The organism is Microbacterium sp. K35, from assembly GCF_004794375.1.
Classification (GTDB): domain Bacteria; phylum Actinomycetota; class Actinomycetes; order Actinomycetales; family Microbacteriaceae; genus Microbacterium; species Microbacterium sufflavum.
The window spans coordinates 1-19,648 of record NZ_SSDM01000412.1 but is presented as its reverse complement, the minus strand read 5'-3'; the positions used below and the strand labels follow the sequence as shown (position 1 = coordinate 19,648).

Sequence of the window (19,648 nt, the reverse complement as noted above, 5' to 3'; positions counted from 1 at the left end):
GTCGTCGCGCTCGTGGCCGCGCTGTTCCTCGGTCGCTACGACCGTGACGACGCGGCGGCTCCGGCCACCGCGGCCCCCGCCCCTCCCGCGTGAGCCGGGGGAGGGTCGCGCCCTCCCCCGTTCCGGCTGCGCCCCGGGGTCAGGCCTGGGTGCTGAAGACCGAGGACAGCACGAGCCCGGCGCCCCCGAGCAGCGTGATCTGATCCGGGTCCTCCGCGAAGAACACCGTCGGCGGCTGTCCGCGCTCGGGTGCCAGCCGGGTGACCCAGGTCTGCAGGGCCGTGCGCAGCGCCTCGCCGCCCGTGCAGGCGTCGCCGTGCATGATGTAGTGCCCTGGCGCGAGGATCTGCTCGTTGTTCGCGATGCCGATCGCGAGGTTGCGGGCGTACAGGTCGAGCAGCGCCGCGGCGTCGTCCGAGCCGTCCGCCACGAGGGCGGCGAGGCTGCGGGAGTCGAGGGTGTCGGCGTGCGGGAGGCCGACGGCCGCGGCCCGGTCGCGCAGCCAGCCCAGCGTGGCGACCGTCTCCCAGCAGCCGCGCCGTCCGCACCGGCACTCGTCGCCGTCGAGCTGCACGATGGTGTGGCCGGACTCGCCCCCGGCACCGTTCTCGCCGCGGAGCACCTCGCCGCCGTGCACGATCCCGAAGCCCAGCGCCTCACCGGTGTACACGGATGCGAAGTCCTGGATCTCCCGCCCCAGCCCGAACCACCGGTCGCCCAGTGCCTGGACGCGCGGGTGGTGGTCGACGAGGGTGGTGGCGCCGAAGCGCTTCTCCAGCAGCGCGACGACCGGGAGGCCGTTGAGCCCAGGGGTGAGGTGCATCGAGATGACGCTGCCCGTGCTGGTGTCGACCATGCCCGCCGCGGCGACGCCGATGCCGACGAGGGCTTCTCCCGCGAAGCAGCCGTCGGTCACCTGGTGCAGGCACGCGGTGATCTCGTCGGTCGACGCGTCGCGGCTGTACGCCGCGTGGTGCATCTCGTGGATCGTGCCGTCGAAGGCGATGCGGGCGGCCACGACGAAGTCGGGGGAGAGGTGCACGGCGCCGAGCCACGGGCCGTCGCCGCGGAACCAGAGCGGTCGGGCCGGCTTGCCTCCGGCCTCGGACGGCGCGACGGGGTCGCCTTCGACGAGGGTGGCGGAGTCGAGCAGGGGCTGCAGGATCGTGGCGATCGTGGCTCGGTTCACGCCGAGCGAGCGGGCCAGTTGCGCGCGGCTGGAGGGGCCGAGGCGGTGCAGGGTCTCCAGCACGCGGCGGCGGTTCGCGGCTCCGATCGCGCTCGTGGTGATGAGCGGACGGCGCGAGCTCTGGTCGGAGAACACCAGGTCGGCCTGCGGTTTGCCTGACGGTGCCATGGCACCTGCCTTTCCGGTCGCGACGGGTGGCGGCGATGGCTCCGTCTGCGGATCAGTTTACAAGGAAGAATGTATGGTTTAGTGTCATACATACCTCGCGGCGCGCGGGCATCCATGACGAAGTGGGGTAGGCAGTGAACCACAGCAGGTCGGCACGAGTCGGAGTCATCGGCGGCGGGATCCGCGGCGGCATGTTCGCCAGAGCGCTGCAGGAGAACCCCCAGTCCGAGCTCGTCGCGATCTGCGACCGCAGCCCCGGCGTGCTGTCCGCGATGGTCGCGCAGCTGGGCGTTCCGGGCTATGCGAGCACCGAGGAGCTGCTCGCCGCCCACCCCGACCTCGACGGCGTCGTGATCGCGACCCCCGACTTCGCCCACCGCGAGGCGGCGGTGCTCTGCGCCCAGGCCGGTCTCGACCTGATGATCGAGAAGCCGCTGGCCACCGAGGTCGACGACGCGCGGGCGATCCTCGAGGCCGCCGACGCCGCCGGGGTGCGCGTCATGGTCGGCTTCGAGAACCGCTGGAACGTGCGGTACTCGGCGGTGCGCACCCGTCTCGGCGCCGACGGAGACCCGAGGATCAGCGCCCAGATCATCAACCTCAACGACACGATCTTCGTGCCGACCGAGATGCTGTCGTGGTCTTCGAAGAGCTCGCCCGCGTGGTTCCTCATGCCGCACTCGCTCGACCTCGCGTGCTGGATCGGCCGCACGCACCCGGTGTCGGTGTACGCGGTCGGCGCGCGCGACCGCCTCACCGAGGCCGGCATCGACACGTGGGACCGCGTCAACGCCGTGTTCACGATGGCCGACGGCTCGCACGTCGCGCTCAACTCGTCGTGGGTGCTGCCCGAGTCGATGCCGTCGGTGTTCGACTTCCGCTACGAGATCCAGTCCGCCGGTCAGGTCGTGCACATCGACGGCGCCGACGACGGTGTGATCGTCTACGACGCGCAGCGCGGGCAGCTCGTGCAGTCGGCCGTGCACGAGCGCGCCGGCCGCATCCGCGGGGTGCCCATCGACATGGTCGGCGACTTCGTCCGCCTCCTCCGCGGGGAGCCCGTCGACGTGCCGGACGCCCGCGACGGCCTCCTCATCACCGCCGCGATCGAGGCGGTGCACACCGCCCTCGAGACCGGCGACGTCGTCTCCATCTCCGTCTGACCCCGCTTCACCTGCACCACCGCGAGACCCGAAACCACGCGACACCCGTCCGGAACTGCACGAAGGAGCAAGGAAATGAACGCATCACCGTCGATGAGCCGGGGCTTCTCCCGGCGTCAGATCTTCCAGCTCGGTGGCCTCGCCGTCGGGGCCATGGCCCTGGCGAGCTGCACCCCCGGAGGCGGAGGGCAGCAGAGCACCGGACCGCTCACGGCCGGTTCCGGGAAGCCCTCCGGCCAGATCAGCATCCTCGACGACAACACCAACGGCATCTTCAAGGACTGGGCCATCGCCGAGTTCGAGAAGCAGACCGGCATCAAGGTGGTCACCTACCAGCAGGGCAACTTCAACGACCTGCACGACAAGATGGCCACGATGTTCGCGGCGCAGGACTCGTCGTTCGACGTCGTGATGACGTGGGCCGGCTGGTCGGCCGAGTTCGGGCAGGCCGGATGGCTGGAGGAGCTCGACCCCTCCGCCGTGCCGGACGACCTCATCCAGCCGGCGCTCGACGCGGTGTCGTGGCGGGGCAAGGTGTACGGCCTGCCGAAGTTCGTCAGCGCGCAGACCATGTTCTGGAACAAGGACCTGTTCGCGGGGGCCGGGCTCGACCCCGAGACGGGCCCGGCGAACTGGGACGAGTTCGTCGCGGCGGCCAAGGCCCTCACCGGCGGCGGGCAGTACGGCTACGCGTGCGACATGGGCAACCCCGCCGGCGCGTACCAGAACTTCCTGCGCGCGCTGCTGCTCAACGGCGGGGAGTTCTACGACGCCGACTACAAGCCCACCTTCGCGAGTGACGCGGGCGTCGAGGCGCTGTCGAAGATGGTCGAGCTGCTGCAGGTGCACAAGGTGATGGACCCCTCCTCGCTGCAGATAACCAACGCGTCCGACCTCGCCGACCTCTTCGCCCGCGGCAGCACCGGCATGGTGTTCAACTGGCCGTTCCAGTACGCGGTCGCCACGGCCGCCGGCGCCGCGACCTCGGCCGCGACGGTGGGCAACGGCCTGCTCCCCGGCATGTCGGTGCGGTCGGCGTCGATCGACGGCTCCGAGGGCTTCGCGATCAGCAAGTTCTCGAAGAATAAGGAAGCGGCCCTGGCGTGGCTGCAGTTCGTCACCACCGGGAAGGTGCAGACCGACATCGTCGAGAAGGAGGGCTGGTTCCCCGTCTCGCAGACGGTGCTGGCCGAGCCCGCCGCGCGGGAGGCGCTGCCCATCCTGTCCACCTACGAGCAGTCCACCGAGTACGTCACCAAGCGCTACGGCACGCCCTGGTCGAACGAGCTCGACCAGGCGCTCTCCGTGCAGCTCATCAACGCCATGAACGGCAAGACCTCCCCCAAGGAGGCGCTGGAGTCGGCGCAGAAGACGGCGGAGGACCTCGTGAAGAAGTACCTGAAGTAGGGATCGGGGAATGGGCGTCAACCTCCTGGAGAGGAGCCGCCGGCGGGATCTGCGTTTCGGCCTCCTGCTGATCGCGCCGGCGGTGCTGATCATCGCGATGCTGCTCGGCTACCCGATGGGCTACGCCGTGTTCATGTCGTTCCACCAGTGGAACGACAAGCTGGGCATGGAGCACCCCTTCATCGGGCTGGAGAACTACGGGCAGCTGCTGACCGACCCCGCGGTGCACCGGGCGATGGAGCGCACGGCGTACTTCTCGGTGATCACCGTGATCGGCGGGGTCGCGCTGGCCGTGGCGATTGCGGTGCTGCTGAACCGGGAGTTCCGCGGACGCACGCTCGCCCGGGTGCTGCTGCTCGTGCCGTGGGCCGTGCCGCCCGTGGTGAACGGCATCATGTGGAAGCTGATCTTCGACGGCAGCACCGGCATCGCCAACACGATCCTGCGCGGACTCGGTCTCACGGAGGAGAACGTGCAGTGGCTGTCCGACCCCGCGCTCGCGATGAACATCCTGGTGTTCGCGGAGATGTGGAAGCTGCTGCCGTTCCTGTGCCTGCTGATGCTCGCGGCGCTGCAGGGCATCCCGTCGAACCTGTACCGGGCGGCGGCGATCGACGGCGCGGGACCGTGGCGGGCCTTCTGGCGCATCACCCTGCCCAACATGCGCGGCGCCCTGATGTTCGCGCTGATCGTGCAGTCGATGTGGTCGCTCAAGGTGTTCGACACCATCTACGTGCTCACGGGCGGCTCCGGCGGCCCGGCCGAGGGCACCACCACCATCAACTTCCTCGCGTACCTGGTGAACTTCAGCAACCTGGACCGCGGCTACGGCTCGGCGATGGCGGTCGGGATCATGATCCTCGTGCTCGTGGTGGCCGTGTTCTGGATCCTGCTGTTCGGCGGGTTCCGTCGCAAGAGGGGAGAGGCGCATGCCTGACCTGACCACCACCGCCCTCGTCACCACCGCCCGCCCGCGCGGGCGCCGGGTGTCGCGACGCGGACGCCGCCGCCTCACGGCCGTCGTGTGCGCGGTGCTGCTCGTGCTCGTGATGGCGTTCTTCCTGGCGCCGTTCCTGTGGATGTTCGTGTTCAGCGTGTATCCGTCGAGCGCGCTGCAGGGCCGCACCCCCGACCTGTCGCCGTCCCTGCTGACCGTGGAGTCCTACGTGCGCCTGCTGTCGGACGGCAGCTTCCTCACCCCGATGGCGAACTCCGCGATCGTCGGCATCTCCACCACGATCATCTGCATGACCGTGGGCGCGGCCTGCGCCTACGCGATCGCCCGCTTCAAGTTCCGCGGTCGCCAGCCCCTGCTGCTGAGCATGATGACCGTGCAGGCGATCCCCGTGATCGTGCTCGCGGTGCCCCTGTTCATCCTGCTGCGCTCGGTCGGCCTCTACGACCAGCTGCTCGGGCTGATCGCGACGTACACGGCGTTCATCCTGCCGCTCGTGATCTGGATGCTGGTCGGGTTCTTCGAGGACATCCCGCCGAGCCTGGAACGCGCCGCCCGCATCGACGGGTGCAACCGGTTCCAGATCATGTACCGGATCGCCTTCCCGCTCGCCGCGCCCGGCATGGCGGCGACCGCGATCCTGGCGTTCATCACCAGCTGGAGCGACTTCTTCCTGGCGAAGGTGCTGACGTCGAACAACGCCGTGACCCTGCCGGTGAAGACCGCGGCGTTCCAGGGGCTGTTCGCGATGGACTACACGTCCGCGGCGACGGCGGGAGTGATCACGGCCATCCCGGTCCTGATCCTCACCCTCGTGGCACAGAAATGGATCATCCGCGGTATGACCGAGGGTGCGGTGAAAGGCTGATCATGGCACAGATCGAACTGGTGGGCGTCGAGAAGTCGTACGGACGCCCGAGGCGCGGGCACGAGGCCCGCAAGGCGGTCTTCGACCTCAGCTACGTGATCGAGGACGGGCACTTCGTCTCGCTGCTCGGTCCCTCCGGCTGCGGCAAGACCACCACGCTCAACATGATCGCCGGACTGGAGGACATCTCGGGCGGGGAGATCCTCATCGACGGGCGGCGGGTCGACGACCTCGACCCCGACAAGCGCGACCTGGCGTTCGTGTTCCAGGACTACGCGCTGTATCCTCACATGAGCGTCTACGAGAACATCGCGTTCGGGCTGCGCATGCGCAAGGTCGCCAAGGACGAGATCGACCGCCGGGTGCGCGACGCCGCCCGACGGCTCGACATCGCCCACGTGCTCGACGTGAAGCCCAAGAGCCTGTCGGGTGGACAGCGGCAGCGCGTCGCCCTCGCCCGCGCCATCGCCCGGCGCCCCGCGGTGTTCCTGTTCGACGAGCCGCTGTCGAACCTCGACGCGCTGCTGCGCGACCAGACCCGCAGCGAGCTCAAGGTGCTGCACCGCGAGCTCGGCGCGACCAGCGTCTACGTCACGCACGACCAGGAGGAGGCCATGACGCTCTCCGACCGGATCGCCGTGATGAGCCGCGGACGGCTGGAGCAGTACGGCAGCCCGTACGAGGTGTACCACGAGCCGGCGACCGAGTTCGTGGCGTCGTTCGTGGGCAAGCCGCGCATGAACCTGTTCACGGCGAAGCGGGGCGAGCGCGGCAGGCACGTGCTCCCCGGCACCGCGTTCGGCGTGGAGTCGGGCGTGCTGCCCGACGAGATCCGCGTCGGCCTGCGCCCCGAGGAGTGCGACCTGCGGCGCCCCCTGGCCGGCGAGCAGCCGCACGGCACCGTCGTCGCGGTGGAACCGCTCGGCAACGTCTCCGACGTGCACCTCACGATCGGCGACGTCGAGTTCCTCGTGCGCGTGCCCGGGTTCGGCTCCTACGGTGTCGGCGACGCGGTGGTGGTCGACCTGACCCGCGCACGTCTGCACTGCTTCGACCCCGGGACCGGCAGGCGCCTCGCCGTGTCGTGAGCCGGTTCCTCGCGCGGGTTCCGCGGACTCCCGCGTTCCGGTTCAGCGGGTTCACAGGGTTAGGGTGGATGGTCGGCGGCCGCCGGGTCGCCCCATCCGAACCTCCGAGGAGCACTCGACGTGAGCCGAAATCCATCCTCCACGGCGCGCCGCCTGCGCCGCTTCGCCCGGACGGCGACCGCGTCCGCGCTCGCCGCGCTCGTCGCCGCCGGGGCGCTCCTCGCCGGAGCCGCGCCCGCCGCGGCCGAGGGCGAGACCTACGTGATCGGCACCGACACCACGTTCGCCCCGTTCGAGTTCACGGACGCGAACGGCGAGCTCGTCGGCATCGACATGGACCTGCTGCGCGCGATCGCGAAGGACCAGGGCTTCGAGGTCGAGATCCGCCAGCTGGGCTTCGACGCCGCCGTGCAGGCCCTCCAGTCCAACCAGGTCGACGCGGTGATGGCCGGCATGTCGATCACCGAGGAGCGCCAGCAGACGTTCGACTTCAGCGATCCGTACTTCACCAGCGGGGTGCAGCTGGGGGTGCTGGAGTCCAGCGACATCGAGTCGCTCGACGACCTCGACGGCAAGGCGGTCGCGGTCAAGACCGGCACGCAGGGCCAGACCTTCGCCGAGGAGAACCAGGAGAAGTACGGCTTCCGCATCACGCCGTACCAGGACACGACCGACATGGTCGACGCTGTGAAGGCCGGGCAGGCGGTCGGCTACTTCGAGGACTTCCCGGTGCTCGCGTACGGCATCCAGCAGGGGTCGGGCTTCCGGCTGATCGGCGACCCGGAGCTCGGCGGCGAGTACGGCTTCGCGGTCAACAAGGGGCAGAACGCCGAGCTGCTGGAGATGTTCAACGCGGGGCTCGCGAACCTCCAGGACTCGGGCGAGTACGACGAGATCGTCGACACGTACCTCGCCTCGGGTGAGGGCGAGCCGAGCGCGCAGCCCACCGACATCATCTCGGTGGCGGTGAAGTACTGGCCCGCGCTCATGCAGGGTCTGTGGCTCACGATCCTCGCCACGATCGTCGCGGTGGTCGCGGCCTTCATCCTCGGCATCATCTTCGGCTTCGGGCGCATCTCGAAGTTCGCGCCGTTCCGCTGGGTCGCCACGGCCTACGTGTACGTGTTCCGCGGCACCCCGATCCTGATCCAGGCGTTCTTCGTCTTCTTCGCGATCCCGCAGCTGATCCCCGACCTGAAGTTCGACCCGTTCGTGGCCGGCGCGATCACGCTGTCGCTCAACACCGGTGCGTACATGACCGAGATCATCCGCGGCGGCATCCAGGCGGTCGACCCCGGTCAGGCCGAGGCCTCGCGTTCGCTGGGCCTGAGCCACTGGAAGACGATGCGCAAGGTCGTGCTGCCGCAGGCGTTCCGCATCATGATCCCCTCGTTCGTGAACCAGGGCATCATCACCCTCAAGGACACCTCGCTCATCAGCGTGATCGGCCTCGCGGAGCTGACCTTCGTGTCGCGCCAGATCATCGCCTCCACCTACCTGTCGGCGCAGGTGCTCACCATCGTCGCCATCATCTACTTCGTCGTGATCACGCTGCTGACGCTGCTCGCGAACCGCCTGGAGAGGACGCTCAACGCATGAGCAAGATCGACGTCAGGAACCTGCACAAGTCGTTCGGCGACAACGAGGTCCTCAAGGGCATCGACCTCACGGTCGACGACGGCGAGGTCGTCGCGGTGATCGGGCCCTCCGGCTCGGGCAAGTCCACGCTGCTGCGCTGCCTCAACAAGCTCGAGGAGCCGACCTCGGGGCACGTCGTCATCGACGGGGTCGACCTCACCGACAAGAGCGTCAAGCTCGACGAGGTGCGCCAGCGCATCGGCATGGTCTTCCAGCACTTCAACCTGTTCCCGCACATGACCGTGCTGGAGAACATCACCCTCGCGCCGGTCGAGCTCGGCCGCATGACCAAGGCCCAGGCGCGCGAGCGGGCGCTGTCGCTGCTGGAGCGCGTGGGACTGTCGGAGAAGGCGGACGCCAAGCCCGCGTCGCTCTCCGGCGGCCAGAAGCAGCGGGTCGCCATCGCCCGTGCGCTCGCGATGGACCCCGAGATCATGCTGTTCGACGAGGCCACCAGCGCGCTCGACCCGGAGATGGTCGGCGAGGTGCTGCAGGTGATCCGCGACCTGGCCGAGGGCGGCATGACCATGGTGCTCGTGACGCACGAGATGGGTTTCGCGCGCGAGGTGTCCGACCGCACGGTGTTCATGGACGGCGGTGTCGTGGTCGAGGAGGCTGCGCCGGCTGAGCTGTTCGGCTCCCCCAAGAACGAGCGCCTGCAGGACTTTCTGTCGAAGGTGCTCTGACCGTACGCATCCGCGTCGTTCCGCGAAAGGAGCGGGCTACTCGCGGACGGGTGCGGGGTGGCGACGGATGGTTGCGCTGACCAGCGCCGCGACGGCGCAGAGGCCGGCCGCGGCGAACCACGCGACCGTGTACTGACCGGTGTGGTCGCGCACGAGCCCCGCGAGGATCGAGGCGATGCCCGCACCGATCTGATGGGCGGCGAACACCCAGCCGAACACCAGCGGGCCGCGGTCGCCGAACACCTCGCGGCACAGCGCGATCGTCGGCGGCACCGTGGCGACCCAGTCGAGGCCGTAGATCACGATGAACACGATGATGCTGGGCTGCACCTCGGCCGACAGCAGGCTGGGCAGGAACAGCAGGCTCACCCCGCGCAGGGCGTAGTACGCGGCGAGCAGGATGCGCGGGTTGACGCGGTCGGTCAGCCAGCCGGAGAACACGGTGCCCGCGATGTCGAAGATCCCGACCACGGCCAGGAGTCCGGCGGCGGTCGTGGTCGGCATGCCGTGGTCGTGCGCGCTGGGGATGAAGTGCGTGCCGATCAGGCCGTTGGTGGTCGCGCCGCAGATCGCGAAGCCGATCGCGAGGGCCCAGAACGTCTTGGTGCGGGCGGCCTCGCGGAGCGTGCGGATGGCGAGGGCGGCGGCACCCCAGGCGTTGCCTCGGGGCAGGGGTGCCGGTGGGGAGGCGGGCGCGGGCTCGCCGTACCGTCCGACGCCGAGGTCGCTCGGGCGGTTGCGCACGAAGATCCACACCAGGGGCGCGACCGCGAGCGCGCCGCCCGCGATGATGAACGACGCCCCTCGCCAGCCGATGTCCTCCGCCGCGGCCGCGATGACCGGCAGGAAGATCAGCTGTCCGGTGGCGCTGCCCGCGGTGAGCACACCGGACACGAGACCGCGGCGCGTCGCGAACCAGGTGTCGGTGATGGTCGCAGCGAACACGAGCGCCATCGACCCGGTGCCGAGTCCGATCAGCACGCCCCACGTGAGGATGAGCTGGGCGGGGGTGGCGACGAGCACGCTCAGGGCGGCGCCCGCACCGATCACGAACAGGGCGGTGACGGTGACCGCGCGGATGCCGAAGCGTTGCATGAGCGCGGCCGCGAAGGGGGCGATCAGCCCGTACAGCAGCAGGTTGACGGAGACCGCGAGCGACAGCTCGGCCGTCGTCCAGCCGAACTCCTCCTCCAGCGGCACCATGAGCACGCCCGGCGCCGCCCGGAACCCCGCGGCGCCGATCAGGGCGATGAGGGCGACGAGCGCGACCGTCCAGGCGGGGTGGAGGCGGCGACGGCGTGCGGGTGGGTCCTGTACGGGCTCGTCGACGGACTCGGCGGTCATGCGTTCGCCCCGGTGTGCAGCGCGAACGGCTCGCCGCCCATGCTGCGCCGGGCCCACCGGGTGCTGTGCGCGTCGAGCGGGGCGTCGCAGTGCGCGCACCAGTCCACGGAGACGGCGGTGTCACCGCAGCGCGCGCACGAGACCTCGAGCCCCCAGGGGCCGTCCGGGTCGGTCGTGCGGCTGAAGCGGGCGTACGCGTGGAGGATCGGCAGCGTCGCGAGTCCGGCATCGGTCAGGCGGTAGCCGCTGCGAGCCTCGCTCGGGTCTTCGCGGGTCAGGAGCCCGGCGTCGTGCATGGCGGTGAGCCGGCGCGACAGCACGGAGTCGGCGGCACCCGTGGCCGCGCGCAGCTCGTCGAAGCGGGTGCGGCCGGAGAACAGTTCGCGCAGCAGGAGGAGGACCCAGGGGTCGGCGAGCACGTCGGCCGAGCGGGCGATCGGGCACGTCGCGGACGACCAGTCGGAACGGAGGGGCATGCCGTCACTTTCTTGAAGAAAGTCGGCGGTGTCAAGCCGATCCCCGCAGAACGGCAGGATTCGCGCGACCCCTGTCGCAACCGCTCCCTCCCGCCGGGCCGCGCGCTACTCGGCGACGCGGGCGGCGATGTCGCTGCGGAAGTGCGCGCCCTCGAGTCGGATGCGCCCGATCGCGTCGTACGCGCGGTCGCGCGCCGTGCGGAAGTCCGGGGCGACGGCGACCACGTTCAGCACGCGGCCGCCCGTGGCGATGAGGGAGCCTCCGGGCGCGTCGGGGCTCGCGGTCGCGGCGTGCACCAGGCGCACACCCTCGACCTCGGCCGCCGCGTCCAGGCCCTCGATCGGACGGCCGGTCTGCGGCGACTCCGGGTAGCCCTCGCTCGCGAGCACCACGGTGATGGCGGCGTCGTCACGGAACTCCGGCTCCGGCTGATCCTCGAGCGTGCCCGAGGCCGCGGCGAACAGCAACTGCGACAGCGGGGTCTGCAGCCGCGGCAGCACGACCTGCGTCTCGGGGTCGCCGAAGCGCGCGTTGAACTCGATCACCCGCACGCCGTTCGGGGTGAGGATGAGCCCGGCGTACAGCAGCCCGATGAACGGCGTGCCCTCCGCGTCGAGCTGCCGGACCACGGGGAGCGCCACGTCGCGCGTGACCTCCTCGACGAAGGCCTGCTCGCTGCCGAACTGCTCCGCGAGCCACGGCAGCGGGGAGTACGCGCCCATGCCGCCCGTGTTGGGGCCGGCGTCGCCGTCGAACGCCCGCTTGAAGTCCTGCGCGGGGCTGAGCGCCCGCACGGTGTCGCCGTCGCTCAGGAAGAACAGCGACACCTCGGGACCGGACAGGAACTCCTCCACGAGCACGGGCCCGGCGGGAAGGTACTGCGCGGCGTGCGCGAGCGCCTCGGCGCGGTCGTCCGTCACGATCACGCCCTTGCCCGCGGCGAGCCCGTCGGCCTTGACCACGTACGGGGCGCCCAGGTCGTCGAACGCGGCCTCGACCTCAGCGGTCGTCGCGGCACGCACGGCCCGCCCGGTCGGCACGCCCGCGGCGTCCATGACCCGCTTGGCGAACGACTTCGAACCCTCCAGCTGCGCCGCGGCCCTGCCCGGTCCGAACACGGGGATGCCGCGCTCTCGGAGCTCGTCGGCGACACCGGCGACCAGCGGCGCCTCCGGCCCGATCACGACGAGGTCGACCGCGTGCTCGTTCGCGAACGCCGTGACCGCGGCCGCGTCGAGCGGGTCGACCGACACGGGCGTCGCGTCGTGCGCGATGCCGGCGTTGCCCGGGGCGACGACGATCTCGTGCTCCACCTCCTCTGCGCGGAGGGCGAGGATGATCGCGTGCTCACGGGCACCGGAACCGAGGACGAGGATCTTCACCCGTCCAGCCTACCGAGGCCGGTACGGCGGGTTTCGGCCGCCCGCGCGTCACAGCTCGATGGGCCGCTCCACGGTCGCATCCCACGGCACCGTCCAGCCGGTGGCGTCGAACAGGGCATCGAGCACCATGGCCGTGAACCCCCACACGATGGTGCCGTCCACGTCGAACGCCGGGCCGCGGAACGTGCGGCCCATCCGCGACAGCGTCGAGGTGAACCGGGTCGCGGGGTCGAGCAGCTGGGCCACCGGCACGCGGAACACCTCGACGGTCTCCGCATGATCGACGGCGACGACCCGCGACGGCGACTGCCACCACGCGAGCACGGGCGTGACGAGGTGGTTGCTCGCGGCGAGCGGGATGACCGGGAGGGTCGACAGCACCTCGACCCCCGCGGGGTCGAGTCCCGTCTCCTCCTCGGCCTCGCGCAGCGCGGTGGCCACGGCATCCGCGTCGGTCGGCTCGACGCGACCACCGGGGAACGATACCTGCCCGGGGTGGGACGACAGCGTGGGGGCGCGGCGCTGCAGCAGCACGTCGAGGTCGCGCGAGACGGCGGCGTCGGCGGCGGGTGCCGGGGTGCGGTCGAGCACGCCGAACAGGATGAGCACGGCGGCGTCGTGCGCGGTGCGCGGGTCGGCGAGCGGCGGGATCGGCACGCCCCAGGTGTGATCCGTGGCGGCGGCGAGCAGCTCGGCGCGCGCGCCCTGGGGGTGCATGCTCATACCCCGAGCTTAGGCCGCGGCCGGGTGCGGGGGCCGCGGTTCTAGGGTGGAGCCATGGCGAGGAAGATCGACATCATCGACGGTCGTGCGGCGCTCGACGCCGTCCGGGCGGCGGAGGCGGCGGGCGAGAGGCCCCCGCGCACGTCGCTCGCGACCGCGGTGCGGTATCTGCTGCAGCTGCTCGACGAGAAGGCACCGGGCAACAGCGTCGAGGTGCGGGTGCCGCCGTTCGGGGCCGTGCAGGTGATCCAGGGCCCGCGGCACACCAGGGGCACCCCGCCGAACGTCGTGGAGATGGACGCGGCGACCTGGATCGCGGTCGCCACGGGGGCCGAGGCCTGGACCGCCGCGGCCGAGTCCGGTCGGGTGCACGCCTCCGGCACCAGGGCCGACCTCGCCGGGGTGCTGCCGCTGCGGCCCTAGCGTCGCGCGACCACGAGGGGCACGCCCGTGGCCGGGTGGGGGAACACGTCGACGGGTTGCCCGTAGACCCGCTCGATCCGGGAGGCCGTGAGCACCTCGGCCGGGGCTCCGCTGGCGGTGACGCGGCCGTCCGCGAGCAGGGTCACGCGGTCGGCGTGCGCGAGCGCGGCATTCAGGTCGTGCAGCACGATGGCCACCGCGGCCCCCTCGGTGGCGCGGGCGCGGAGGAGCCGCATGACGTCTTCGTGGTGCTTGAGGTCGAGGGCCGCGGTGGGCTCGTCCAGCAGCAGCACGCCGGTGCTCTGGGCGATCACCCGGGCCAGGGCCACGCGGGCGCGCTCGCCGCCGGAGAGGGAGGGCACCGCGCGGGGCCCGAGCGCCGTGACCTCGGTCTGCGTCATGGCGTCCGCGACGATCCGGTCGTCGTCGTCGGCCGCGGGGGTGCGCGCCCACGGGGTGCGGCCCATGCGCACGACCTGTTCCGCGGTGAACGGGAAGGTGACCGTGTTTTCCTGCAGCAGCACGGCCCGCTGCTGCGCGAGGGCACGCGGCCGCAGGTCTCGCAGCGGGCGGCCGTCGAGGAGCACCTCCCCGGAGGCCGGGGCGACGTCGCCCGCCAGCACGCCGAACAGGGTGGACTTGCCCGCGCCGTTCGGTCCGACGAGCGCGTGCACCTCGCCCGCGTGCACGTCGATCGAGGCGTCGTGGAGGATGGTGCGTCCCTCGCCCACGCGCACCGTGAGCCCGGTGCCCTGCAGCCGCGGCATCATGCCCACCCTCCCGAGCGACGGCGCGTGCGCACCAGCAGCCAGAGGAAGAACGGCCCGCCCACGAGGGAGGTGATCATGCCGATCGGAAGGTCGGCCAGGGGGACGGCCGTGCGGGCGACGAGGTCGGCGACCGCGATGAGCAGCGCGCCCCCGAGGGCCGAGGCGATCACGAGGGGCAGGTGTGCGGGTCCGATCATCATGCGCATGAGGTGCGGCACGACGAGGCCGGCGAAACCGATGATCCCGGCGAACGCGACCGCGGCGCACACCAGCAGCGCGACGGTCACGATGACCACGAGGCGCAGCAGCTCGACGCGCACGCCGAGGTGCCGGGCGGTGCGCTCGCCGAGGGCGAAGAGGTCGAGGCTCGGCGCGACGATCAGGGCGACCACGACGCCGATCGCGACGAGCGGCGCCACGAGCTGGATGTTCGACCAGAGGGCCCCGTTGAGCGACCCGAGCTGCCAGAACACGATCTGCTCGCGCGTCGACGTGGTGCCGAGGAAGGTGAAGAACGCCATGCCGGCCCCGGCGATGGCGTTGATGGCGATGCCGGTGAGCAGCAGGGTCACGACCTCGGTGCGGCCGCCCGAGCGGCTGAGGAGGTACACGGAGAAGACCGCGACCAGCCCGCCCAGGAACGCGAACGCGGGGGTGGTCCACATGCCGAACGTGGCGAGGCCGAACGTGATGCTGGCCGCCGCACCGAGCGCCGCGCCCGACGAGACGCCCACCACGCCCGCGTCGGCGAGGGGGTTGCCGAAGATCGCCTGCATGAGCACGCCGGACACCGCGAGCGCGGCGCCCACGAGCAGGCCGAGCACCAGGCGCGGCAGTCGCAGGGTGTAGATCACGCCGTAGTCCGTGGCGGCGTCCGGCGCCCAGGCGGAGTCGATGCCGAGGCCCCGCAGCAGCACGCCCAGCAACGCCGTGGGCGACAGGTCGTACTGACCGCTGGTGATCGAGACGACGCACGTGACGGCGAGGGCGACGAGGAGCCCCGTGACGACCAGCCCGAAGCGCAGTCCGCGGTGCCGCGACGGCGTGGGGGTGACGACCTCGCCGCTCACTGGGGCGGCTCGGGGGTGTACAGCGCGCGGGCGAGGGCGCCGATCACGTCGGCCGACCGGGGACCGAAGCTCAGGATTTCCGCGTCGGCCATGTCGATCACCCGGCGGTTCGCCCCGGCGGGGGTCTGTGCCACGGCGGGGATCCGTTCGATCAGCCCGTCGATGCCTCCCACGGACTCCAGGCCGTCGGTCATCATGACGAGCACGTCCGGCTGCGCGGCGACCAGGGCCTCCGCGGTCATCGGCTTCATGCCCTCCCAGCCGATCTCGGAGGCGACGTCGACACCGCCGACCGCATCGATGAGCGAGTCCGCCCCCGAGTCCGCGCCGAAGATGTAGTAGACGTTGGCGCTGCCGCGCACGTAGAGGAACAGCATGCGGGCGCGGTCCTCCGGTGCGGCCGGGGTCACCTGCGCGATCTCGCCGAGCACGGACGCCGCCCGCGCATCGAGGCGCTCGATCAGCTCGGCGCCGCGGCTGGGCACCCCGAGCGCGGCGGCGATCTCGGTGACGAGCGCATCGGTGGTGTCGAGGCGACGGTCGCCCGAGATGACGACGACCGCGATCCCGGCGTCCCGGAGCTGCTGGCGGACTTCCTTCGGGCCGATCGTGGTGTCGGTGAGGATGACGGTGGGAGCGAGCCCGAGGATCGCCTCGGGGTTGAGCGTGTGGCCGGTCTTCGTGACCACGGGCAGCTCCTCGGTGCCGGGGAACAGCGTCGAGGAGTCACGGCCGACCACCTGGTCGCCGAGGCCGAGCGCGAACACCGTGGACGCGATCGTGCCGGAGATGTCGATCGGGAGGATGCGGTCGACGTCGGTCACCGCGACCGTCCGACCCTCGCTGTCGGTCACCGTCACGGGCAGCTGGGGCGCGGTGCGGTCGTCGACCGGGGTGATCGCGTGGCTGGCGAGGCAGGCGGTCGCGGGACCCGTGGCGGTGCGGACGTCGTCCACGAGGTCGAGCTCGGTGAGGGGGACCGAGGCCTGAGGGCAGGTGTCGTCGACGGCGGGCGGGGCCGCGGCGGTGGCGTCGGGGTCGGCGCAGGCGGCGAGTCCGACGGCGAGAGCGGCAGCCAGGACGAGGGCGGAGAGGCGTCGCATTAGGCAAGGCTATCCTAAAACTTGACGCTGTCGTGGCGGCGCCCTACGCTCGGGATCGACGGCTTACTTAGCTGAGCCTAACCAATATTCCATCCTCGCCCGACTGCCCGTGCGGCCTCGCCGGAGCGCTCCCGAGCGCGCCCGGCGGCCGTGGAGAATCGTGAACGACACAGCCATCGCATCCCCCGGGAGCCCGCGCCTGCGCGCCCTGCTCGCCGCCCTGATCTCCGTCCTCCTCATCGCCGCCGGGGCGGTGATCGTCCCACCCGCGCACGCCGCCGGCGGAACCGTGACCCCCACCGTCACCTCCGCAGACACCGCCGGTCTCACCGTGCAGGTGCAGGCGAGCGGTCTGCCCGACGTGACCGGCGCCTACGCCGCGCTCATCGTGAAGGGCACCGAGAGCGGTCTGACCGGGTCCGGCGGCTACGCCGCGTTCGCGCTGCCGTTCCCGCGCGTGGAGGGCGGCGCGAGCAGCTTCGCCCTCACCGCCGCCGTGGGATCGCTCGACCGCACGAAGGCGTACGAGGTGCTCGTATGGCAGCAGCACTCCAACCCGAACGAGACGACCATCTACGGCCGCGGCGACGTGGCGATCTCGGCGGCACAGTGGGATGCCCTGTTCGGCACCACGCCGACCGATCCCGGCGAGACCGACCCGGGCACCGATCCCGGGGAGACCGACCCGGGCACCGATCCCGGTGAGACCGACCCGGGAGAGACGGACCCCGGTGAGACCGACCCGGGCACCGATCCCGGGGAGACCGACCCGGGCGAGACCGACCCGGGCGAGACGGATCCGGGTACCGATCCGGGTACCGATCCCGGAGAGGGCGAGCCGTCCGCGGCGATCGAGGTGTTCCTCGCCGACGGCGTGACCCCCGCGACCGGCGTCGCGCTCAGGGCCGGTGACCGGATCGTCGTGAAGGGCAGCGGCTACGACCCGACCGCGAACGTCGGCGGGCGCGGCGTGCCCATCCCCGCGCACCTGCCGCAGGGCACCTACGTGGTGTTCGGCAACTTCGGTGCGGACTGGCAGCCGTCCACGGGCGCCGCATCGTCGACACGCTCCGTCGGTGCCCAGGCCTGGGCGCTCGCCGAGGGTGTGCTGGACCAGGTGCCCGCGCAGTATCAGGGCGCGATCCGTGCGCAGTGGGTCGACATCTCCACCGACGGCTCGTTCCAGGTGACGCTCACCCTGAAGGACACGCCCGCGACCCCCGGCTCCTACGGCGTCTACACCTATGCGGCAGGCGGTGTGCGCAACGCCGACCAGGAGCGCAGCGTCGCCCTGGACTACCGCATCGCCCCCACGCTCACCGCGTCGGTGGAGTCCGCCACCGCGAAGGACGGCCTGACCGTCACGGCAGCCGCGGCGAAGCTCGGCGCGGTCACCGGCGCCTACGTGGCGCTCATCGAGGCGGGGACCGAGGCCGACGTCACGGCCGGCGGCGGCTTCCTCGCGATGCAGTACGTGCGGAACATCGACGCCGGTGCGTTCACGGTCGACCTGAACACCGCCGCGAAGAACCTCGACCGCACCCAGACCTACGAGGTGATCGTGTGGAAGCAGCACACGATGCCGAACGACGCCACGATCCACGCGCGCGCCGCGGTCACGATCACCGACGCGCAGTGGACGGCGCTGCTCGGCGACGACCCGGAGGAGCCGGCGGAGCCGAAGCCGCCCGTGACGCCGACGACGCCGCCGGTGAGCGTGCCGGGCGGCTCGCTGCGCTGGGCCATCTCCACGTCGTTCGCGAACTACGTCGCCGGTCCCATCGCGCAGGGCGCCATCCAGGTGTCCGGCGGCGCGACGCGCTCCGGCGGACAGTTCCAGTTCGGGCAGACCGTCGGCGGCGACTACGACGCGAGCACCGGCCTCGGCAGCGTGGTCTATCGCGGCGCCGTGCGCTTCACCGGTCACCACGGCGTGCTCGACGTCACGGTCTCCGACCCCGTGGTGCGGGTGACCTCGACGGGAGCAGCGACGGTGTACGTGACCAGCGGCGGCGCCCAGGTGCCGTTCGCGACGCTCGACCTGACGCGCGCGGCCCGGATCACGGCGAACGGAGCCGTGACCTACTCGGGCGCCCCCGCCACGCTGACGGCCGCCGGTCGTGACCGCGTGCTCTCGGGCTACTCCACCACGCTCGACCCGGTCACGTTCACGATCGGCTCGGCCGCCGCGGCACCCTCGGGGTCGACCGGCACCGTCGCCGCCGCCGCGGTCGTGAAGCGGGCAACGCTCCCCGCGACCCCGCCGGCGAGCGAGGGCATCGACGTCGACGAGCAGAACCTCGCCGCGCTCGCGTCCGGGCAGCCGGCCACCGTCACCGCCTCCGGGTTCCGCCCCAACGAGGAGGGCATCAAGGTCGTGGTGTACTCCACGCCCGTGCTGCTCGACACCGTGACCGCCGATGCCTCGGGCGTCGCGACCTGGTCGGGCGCCCTGCCCGCCGCGCTCGAGGACGGCGCGCACACGCTCACGTTCCAGGGATCGGTCGACCGCGGTCTCGCGTTCACCCTCGCTCGCGCGACCGCCGCCATCGGCGCGTGCACGGTCGAGGCGGCGACGCTGAACTGGGGGTACAAGGAGTCGTTCCGCACCTACATCGAGGGCATTGCGAAGGGTGGCTGGACCCTGACCGACGTGGCCTACCGCTACCCCGACTTCGTGTGGGAGAACGGTGCGGGCTCGCTCGACGGCACCGCGCTCACCGGGCTCGTCACCTACGGTGGCAGCATCGCGTTCACGGGTCACGACGGTGCGCTGAACACCACGCTCGGGAACGCCAGGGTCGAGCTCGCGGGCGACACCGGCTACCTGGTGTTCGACGTGACCGGCACCACGCAGGCCGGGGAGAGCGTCGACCAGCAGGGCGTGCGACTCGCGGAGTTCCCGCTCGCGGACGCCGCGGTCGTCGACGGCGCGCTCCGGCTGGACGCGGTGGCCACGACGCTCACCGAGGCGGGGGCCGCGGCCTTCGGCACGTATCAGGCGGGGGAGCAGCTCGACCCGGTGACCGCCGTGATCCCCGTCGACACCGCGTGCGGCACGGCCGTGGCGGAGGAGCCGGAGGCGGACGCGGAGGCGAGCGCGGCGGTCACCGCGGTGACGGAGCCGGCCGACACGGAGGGTGCACCGGTCTGGCCGTGGATCGTCGGCGGCCTCGTCGTCGTGGCGCTCGCCG

Annotated in this window: 17 protein-coding genes; 9 read left to right on the top strand and 8 right to left on the bottom strand. The window is 71.5% G+C overall.

Features of this window, described 5'->3' with window-relative positions:
• Window positions 1-139: 139 nt before the first annotated feature.
• Complete coding sequence (locus tag DW299_RS17200) at window positions 140-1,357, bottom strand: ROK family protein (RefSeq protein WP_136037314.1); 1,218 nt, start codon at window positions 1,355-1,357, stop codon at window positions 140-142.
• A gap of 134 nt (window positions 1,358-1,491) precedes the next feature.
• Between DW299_RS17200 and DW299_RS17195 the strand changes: the two genes are divergently transcribed.
• The 7 genes from DW299_RS17195 to DW299_RS17165 all read left to right on the top strand — a co-directional run bounded on the left by DW299_RS17195 (window position 1,492) and on the right by DW299_RS17165 (window position 9,162).
• Window positions 1,492-2,520, top strand: coding sequence for a Gfo/Idh/MocA family protein (locus tag DW299_RS17195; protein WP_136037313.1), 1,029 nt, complete (start codon window positions 1,492-1,494; stop codon window positions 2,518-2,520).
• A gap of 75 nt (window positions 2,521-2,595) precedes the next feature.
• Window positions 2,596-3,927, top strand: coding sequence for a sugar ABC transporter substrate-binding protein (locus DW299_RS17190; protein WP_136037312.1), 1,332 nt, complete (start codon window positions 2,596-2,598; stop codon window positions 3,925-3,927).
• Between the two features lie 10 nt (window positions 3,928-3,937).
• Window positions 3,938-4,864 (top strand): carbohydrate ABC transporter permease, encoded by a 927-nt coding sequence (locus DW299_RS17185; RefSeq protein ID WP_136037311.1) that lies wholly within the window; start codon window positions 3,938-3,940, stop codon window positions 4,862-4,864.
• A complete protein-coding gene (locus DW299_RS17180; RefSeq protein ID WP_136037310.1) occupies window positions 4,857-5,750 on the top strand; it encodes a carbohydrate ABC transporter permease in 894 nt (297 codons plus the stop codon). The genes DW299_RS17185 and DW299_RS17180 overlap by 8 nt, the downstream gene beginning before the upstream one ends.
• 2 nt (window positions 5,751-5,752) lie before the next feature.
• Window positions 5,753-6,838 carry an ABC transporter ATP-binding protein gene (locus tag DW299_RS17175; protein ID WP_136037309.1) on the top strand — a complete coding sequence of 362 codons (1,086 nt, stop codon included), beginning with the start codon at window positions 5,753-5,755 and terminating at the stop codon, window positions 6,836-6,838.
• Between the two features lie 120 nt (window positions 6,839-6,958).
• On the top strand, window positions 6,959-8,437 hold the full coding sequence (locus DW299_RS17170; RefSeq protein WP_136032827.1) for an amino acid ABC transporter substrate-binding protein/permease: 1,479 nt from the start codon (window positions 6,959-6,961) through the stop codon (window positions 8,435-8,437).
• Window positions 8,434-9,162 carry an amino acid ABC transporter ATP-binding protein gene (locus DW299_RS17165; protein WP_136032829.1) on the top strand — a complete coding sequence of 243 codons (729 nt, stop codon included), beginning with the start codon at window positions 8,434-8,436 and terminating at the stop codon, window positions 9,160-9,162. Before DW299_RS17170 ends, DW299_RS17165 begins: the two co-directional genes overlap by 4 nt.
• 36 nt (window positions 9,163-9,198) lie before the next feature.
• Here the strand turns inward: DW299_RS17165 and DW299_RS17160 are convergent, their stop codons facing one another.
• From DW299_RS17160 to DW299_RS17145, 4 genes are all read right to left on the bottom strand, one after another.
• The gene (locus tag DW299_RS17160; protein WP_136037308.1) at window positions 9,199-10,506 is read right to left on the bottom strand and encodes an MFS transporter; all 1,308 of its coding nucleotides are present in this window, start codon (window positions 10,504-10,506) and stop codon (window positions 9,199-9,201) included.
• Window positions 10,503-10,982, bottom strand: a complete 480-nt coding sequence (locus DW299_RS17155; protein ID WP_136032833.1) for a winged helix-turn-helix transcriptional regulator — start codon at window positions 10,980-10,982, stop codon at window positions 10,503-10,505. The genes DW299_RS17160 and DW299_RS17155 overlap by 4 nt, the downstream gene beginning before the upstream one ends.
• A gap of 105 nt (window positions 10,983-11,087) precedes the next feature.
• Window positions 11,088-12,365, bottom strand: coding sequence for a phosphoribosylamine--glycine ligase (gene purD, locus DW299_RS17150; protein ID WP_136037307.1), 1,278 nt, complete (start codon window positions 12,363-12,365; stop codon window positions 11,088-11,090).
• 48 nt (window positions 12,366-12,413) lie between these two features.
• Window positions 12,414-13,088, bottom strand: coding sequence for an NUDIX hydrolase (locus tag DW299_RS17145; protein WP_136037306.1), 675 nt, complete (start codon window positions 13,086-13,088; stop codon window positions 12,414-12,416).
• 54 nt (window positions 13,089-13,142) lie between these two features.
• On the opposite strand from DW299_RS17145, the gene DW299_RS17140 reads away from it, so the two are divergent.
• A complete protein-coding gene (locus DW299_RS17140; RefSeq protein ID WP_136032839.1) occupies window positions 13,143-13,511 on the top strand; it encodes a sterol carrier family protein in 369 nt (122 codons plus the stop codon).
• Here the strand turns inward: DW299_RS17140 and DW299_RS17135 are convergent.
• The 3 genes from DW299_RS17135 to DW299_RS17125 are packed head-to-tail and all read right to left on the bottom strand — an operon-like array spanning window position 13,508 to window position 16,454.
• The gene (locus DW299_RS17135) at window positions 13,508-14,281 is read right to left on the bottom strand and encodes a heme ABC transporter ATP-binding protein (protein ID WP_136037305.1); all 774 of its coding nucleotides are present in this window, start codon (window positions 14,279-14,281) and stop codon (window positions 13,508-13,510) included. The genes DW299_RS17140 and DW299_RS17135 overlap by 4 nt on opposite strands.
• On the bottom strand, window positions 14,278-15,351 hold the full coding sequence (locus DW299_RS17130) for a FecCD family ABC transporter permease (protein WP_136037304.1): 1,074 nt from the start codon (window positions 15,349-15,351) through the stop codon (window positions 14,278-14,280). The genes DW299_RS17135 and DW299_RS17130 overlap by 4 nt, the downstream gene beginning before the upstream one ends.
• Entirely contained in the window at window positions 15,348-16,454 is a 1,107-nt protein-coding gene (locus DW299_RS17125; RefSeq protein WP_136037303.1) for a heme/hemin ABC transporter substrate-binding protein, read from the bottom strand. Before DW299_RS17125 ends, DW299_RS17130 begins: the two co-directional genes overlap by 4 nt.
• A 160-nt stretch (window positions 16,455-16,614) precedes the next feature.
• Between DW299_RS17125 and DW299_RS17120 the strand changes: the two genes are divergently transcribed.
• Window positions 16,615-19,648, top strand: a 3,034-nt coding sequence (locus DW299_RS17120) for an HtaA domain-containing protein (RefSeq protein ID WP_205814438.1), incomplete at its 3' end; no start/stop codon positions are given.

Bases quoted from the DNA above. Each gene is read 5' to 3' on its own strand.
- DW299_RS17200 (WP_136037314.1), bottom strand. From the start codon at position 1,357: ATGGCACCGTCAGGCAAACCGCAGGCCGACCTGGTGTTCTCCGACCAG.
- DW299_RS17190 (WP_136037312.1), top strand. From the start codon at position 2,596: ATGAACGCATCACCGTCGATGAGCCGGGGCTTCTCCCGGCGTCAGATC.
- DW299_RS17185 (WP_136037311.1), top strand. From the start codon at position 3,938: ATGGGCGTCAACCTCCTGGAGAGGAGCCGCCGGCGGGATCTGCGTTTC.
- DW299_RS17180 (WP_136037310.1), top strand. From the start codon at position 4,857: ATGCCTGACCTGACCACCACCGCCCTCGTCACCACCGCCCGCCCGCGC.
- DW299_RS17175 (WP_136037309.1), top strand. From the start codon at position 5,753: ATGGCACAGATCGAACTGGTGGGCGTCGAGAAGTCGTACGGACGCCCG.
- DW299_RS17165 (WP_136032829.1), top strand. From the start codon at position 8,434: ATGAGCAAGATCGACGTCAGGAACCTGCACAAGTCGTTCGGCGACAAC.
- DW299_RS17160 (WP_136037308.1), bottom strand. From the start codon at position 10,506: ATGACCGCCGAGTCCGTCGACGAGCCCGTACAGGACCCACCCGCACGC.
- DW299_RS17155 (WP_136032833.1), bottom strand. From the start codon at position 10,982: ATGCCCCTCCGTTCCGACTGGTCGTCCGCGACGTGCCCGATCGCCCGC.
- DW299_RS17145 (WP_136037306.1), bottom strand. From the start codon at position 13,088: ATGAGCATGCACCCCCAGGGCGCGCGCGCCGAGCTGCTCGCCGCCGCC.
- DW299_RS17140 (WP_136032839.1), top strand. From the start codon at position 13,143: ATGGCGAGGAAGATCGACATCATCGACGGTCGTGCGGCGCTCGACGCC.
- DW299_RS17135 (WP_136037305.1), bottom strand. From the start codon at position 14,281: ATGATGCCGCGGCTGCAGGGCACCGGGCTCACGGTGCGCGTGGGCGAG.
- DW299_RS17125 (WP_136037303.1), bottom strand. From the start codon at position 16,454: ATGCGACGCCTCTCCGCCCTCGTCCTGGCTGCCGCTCTCGCCGTCGGA.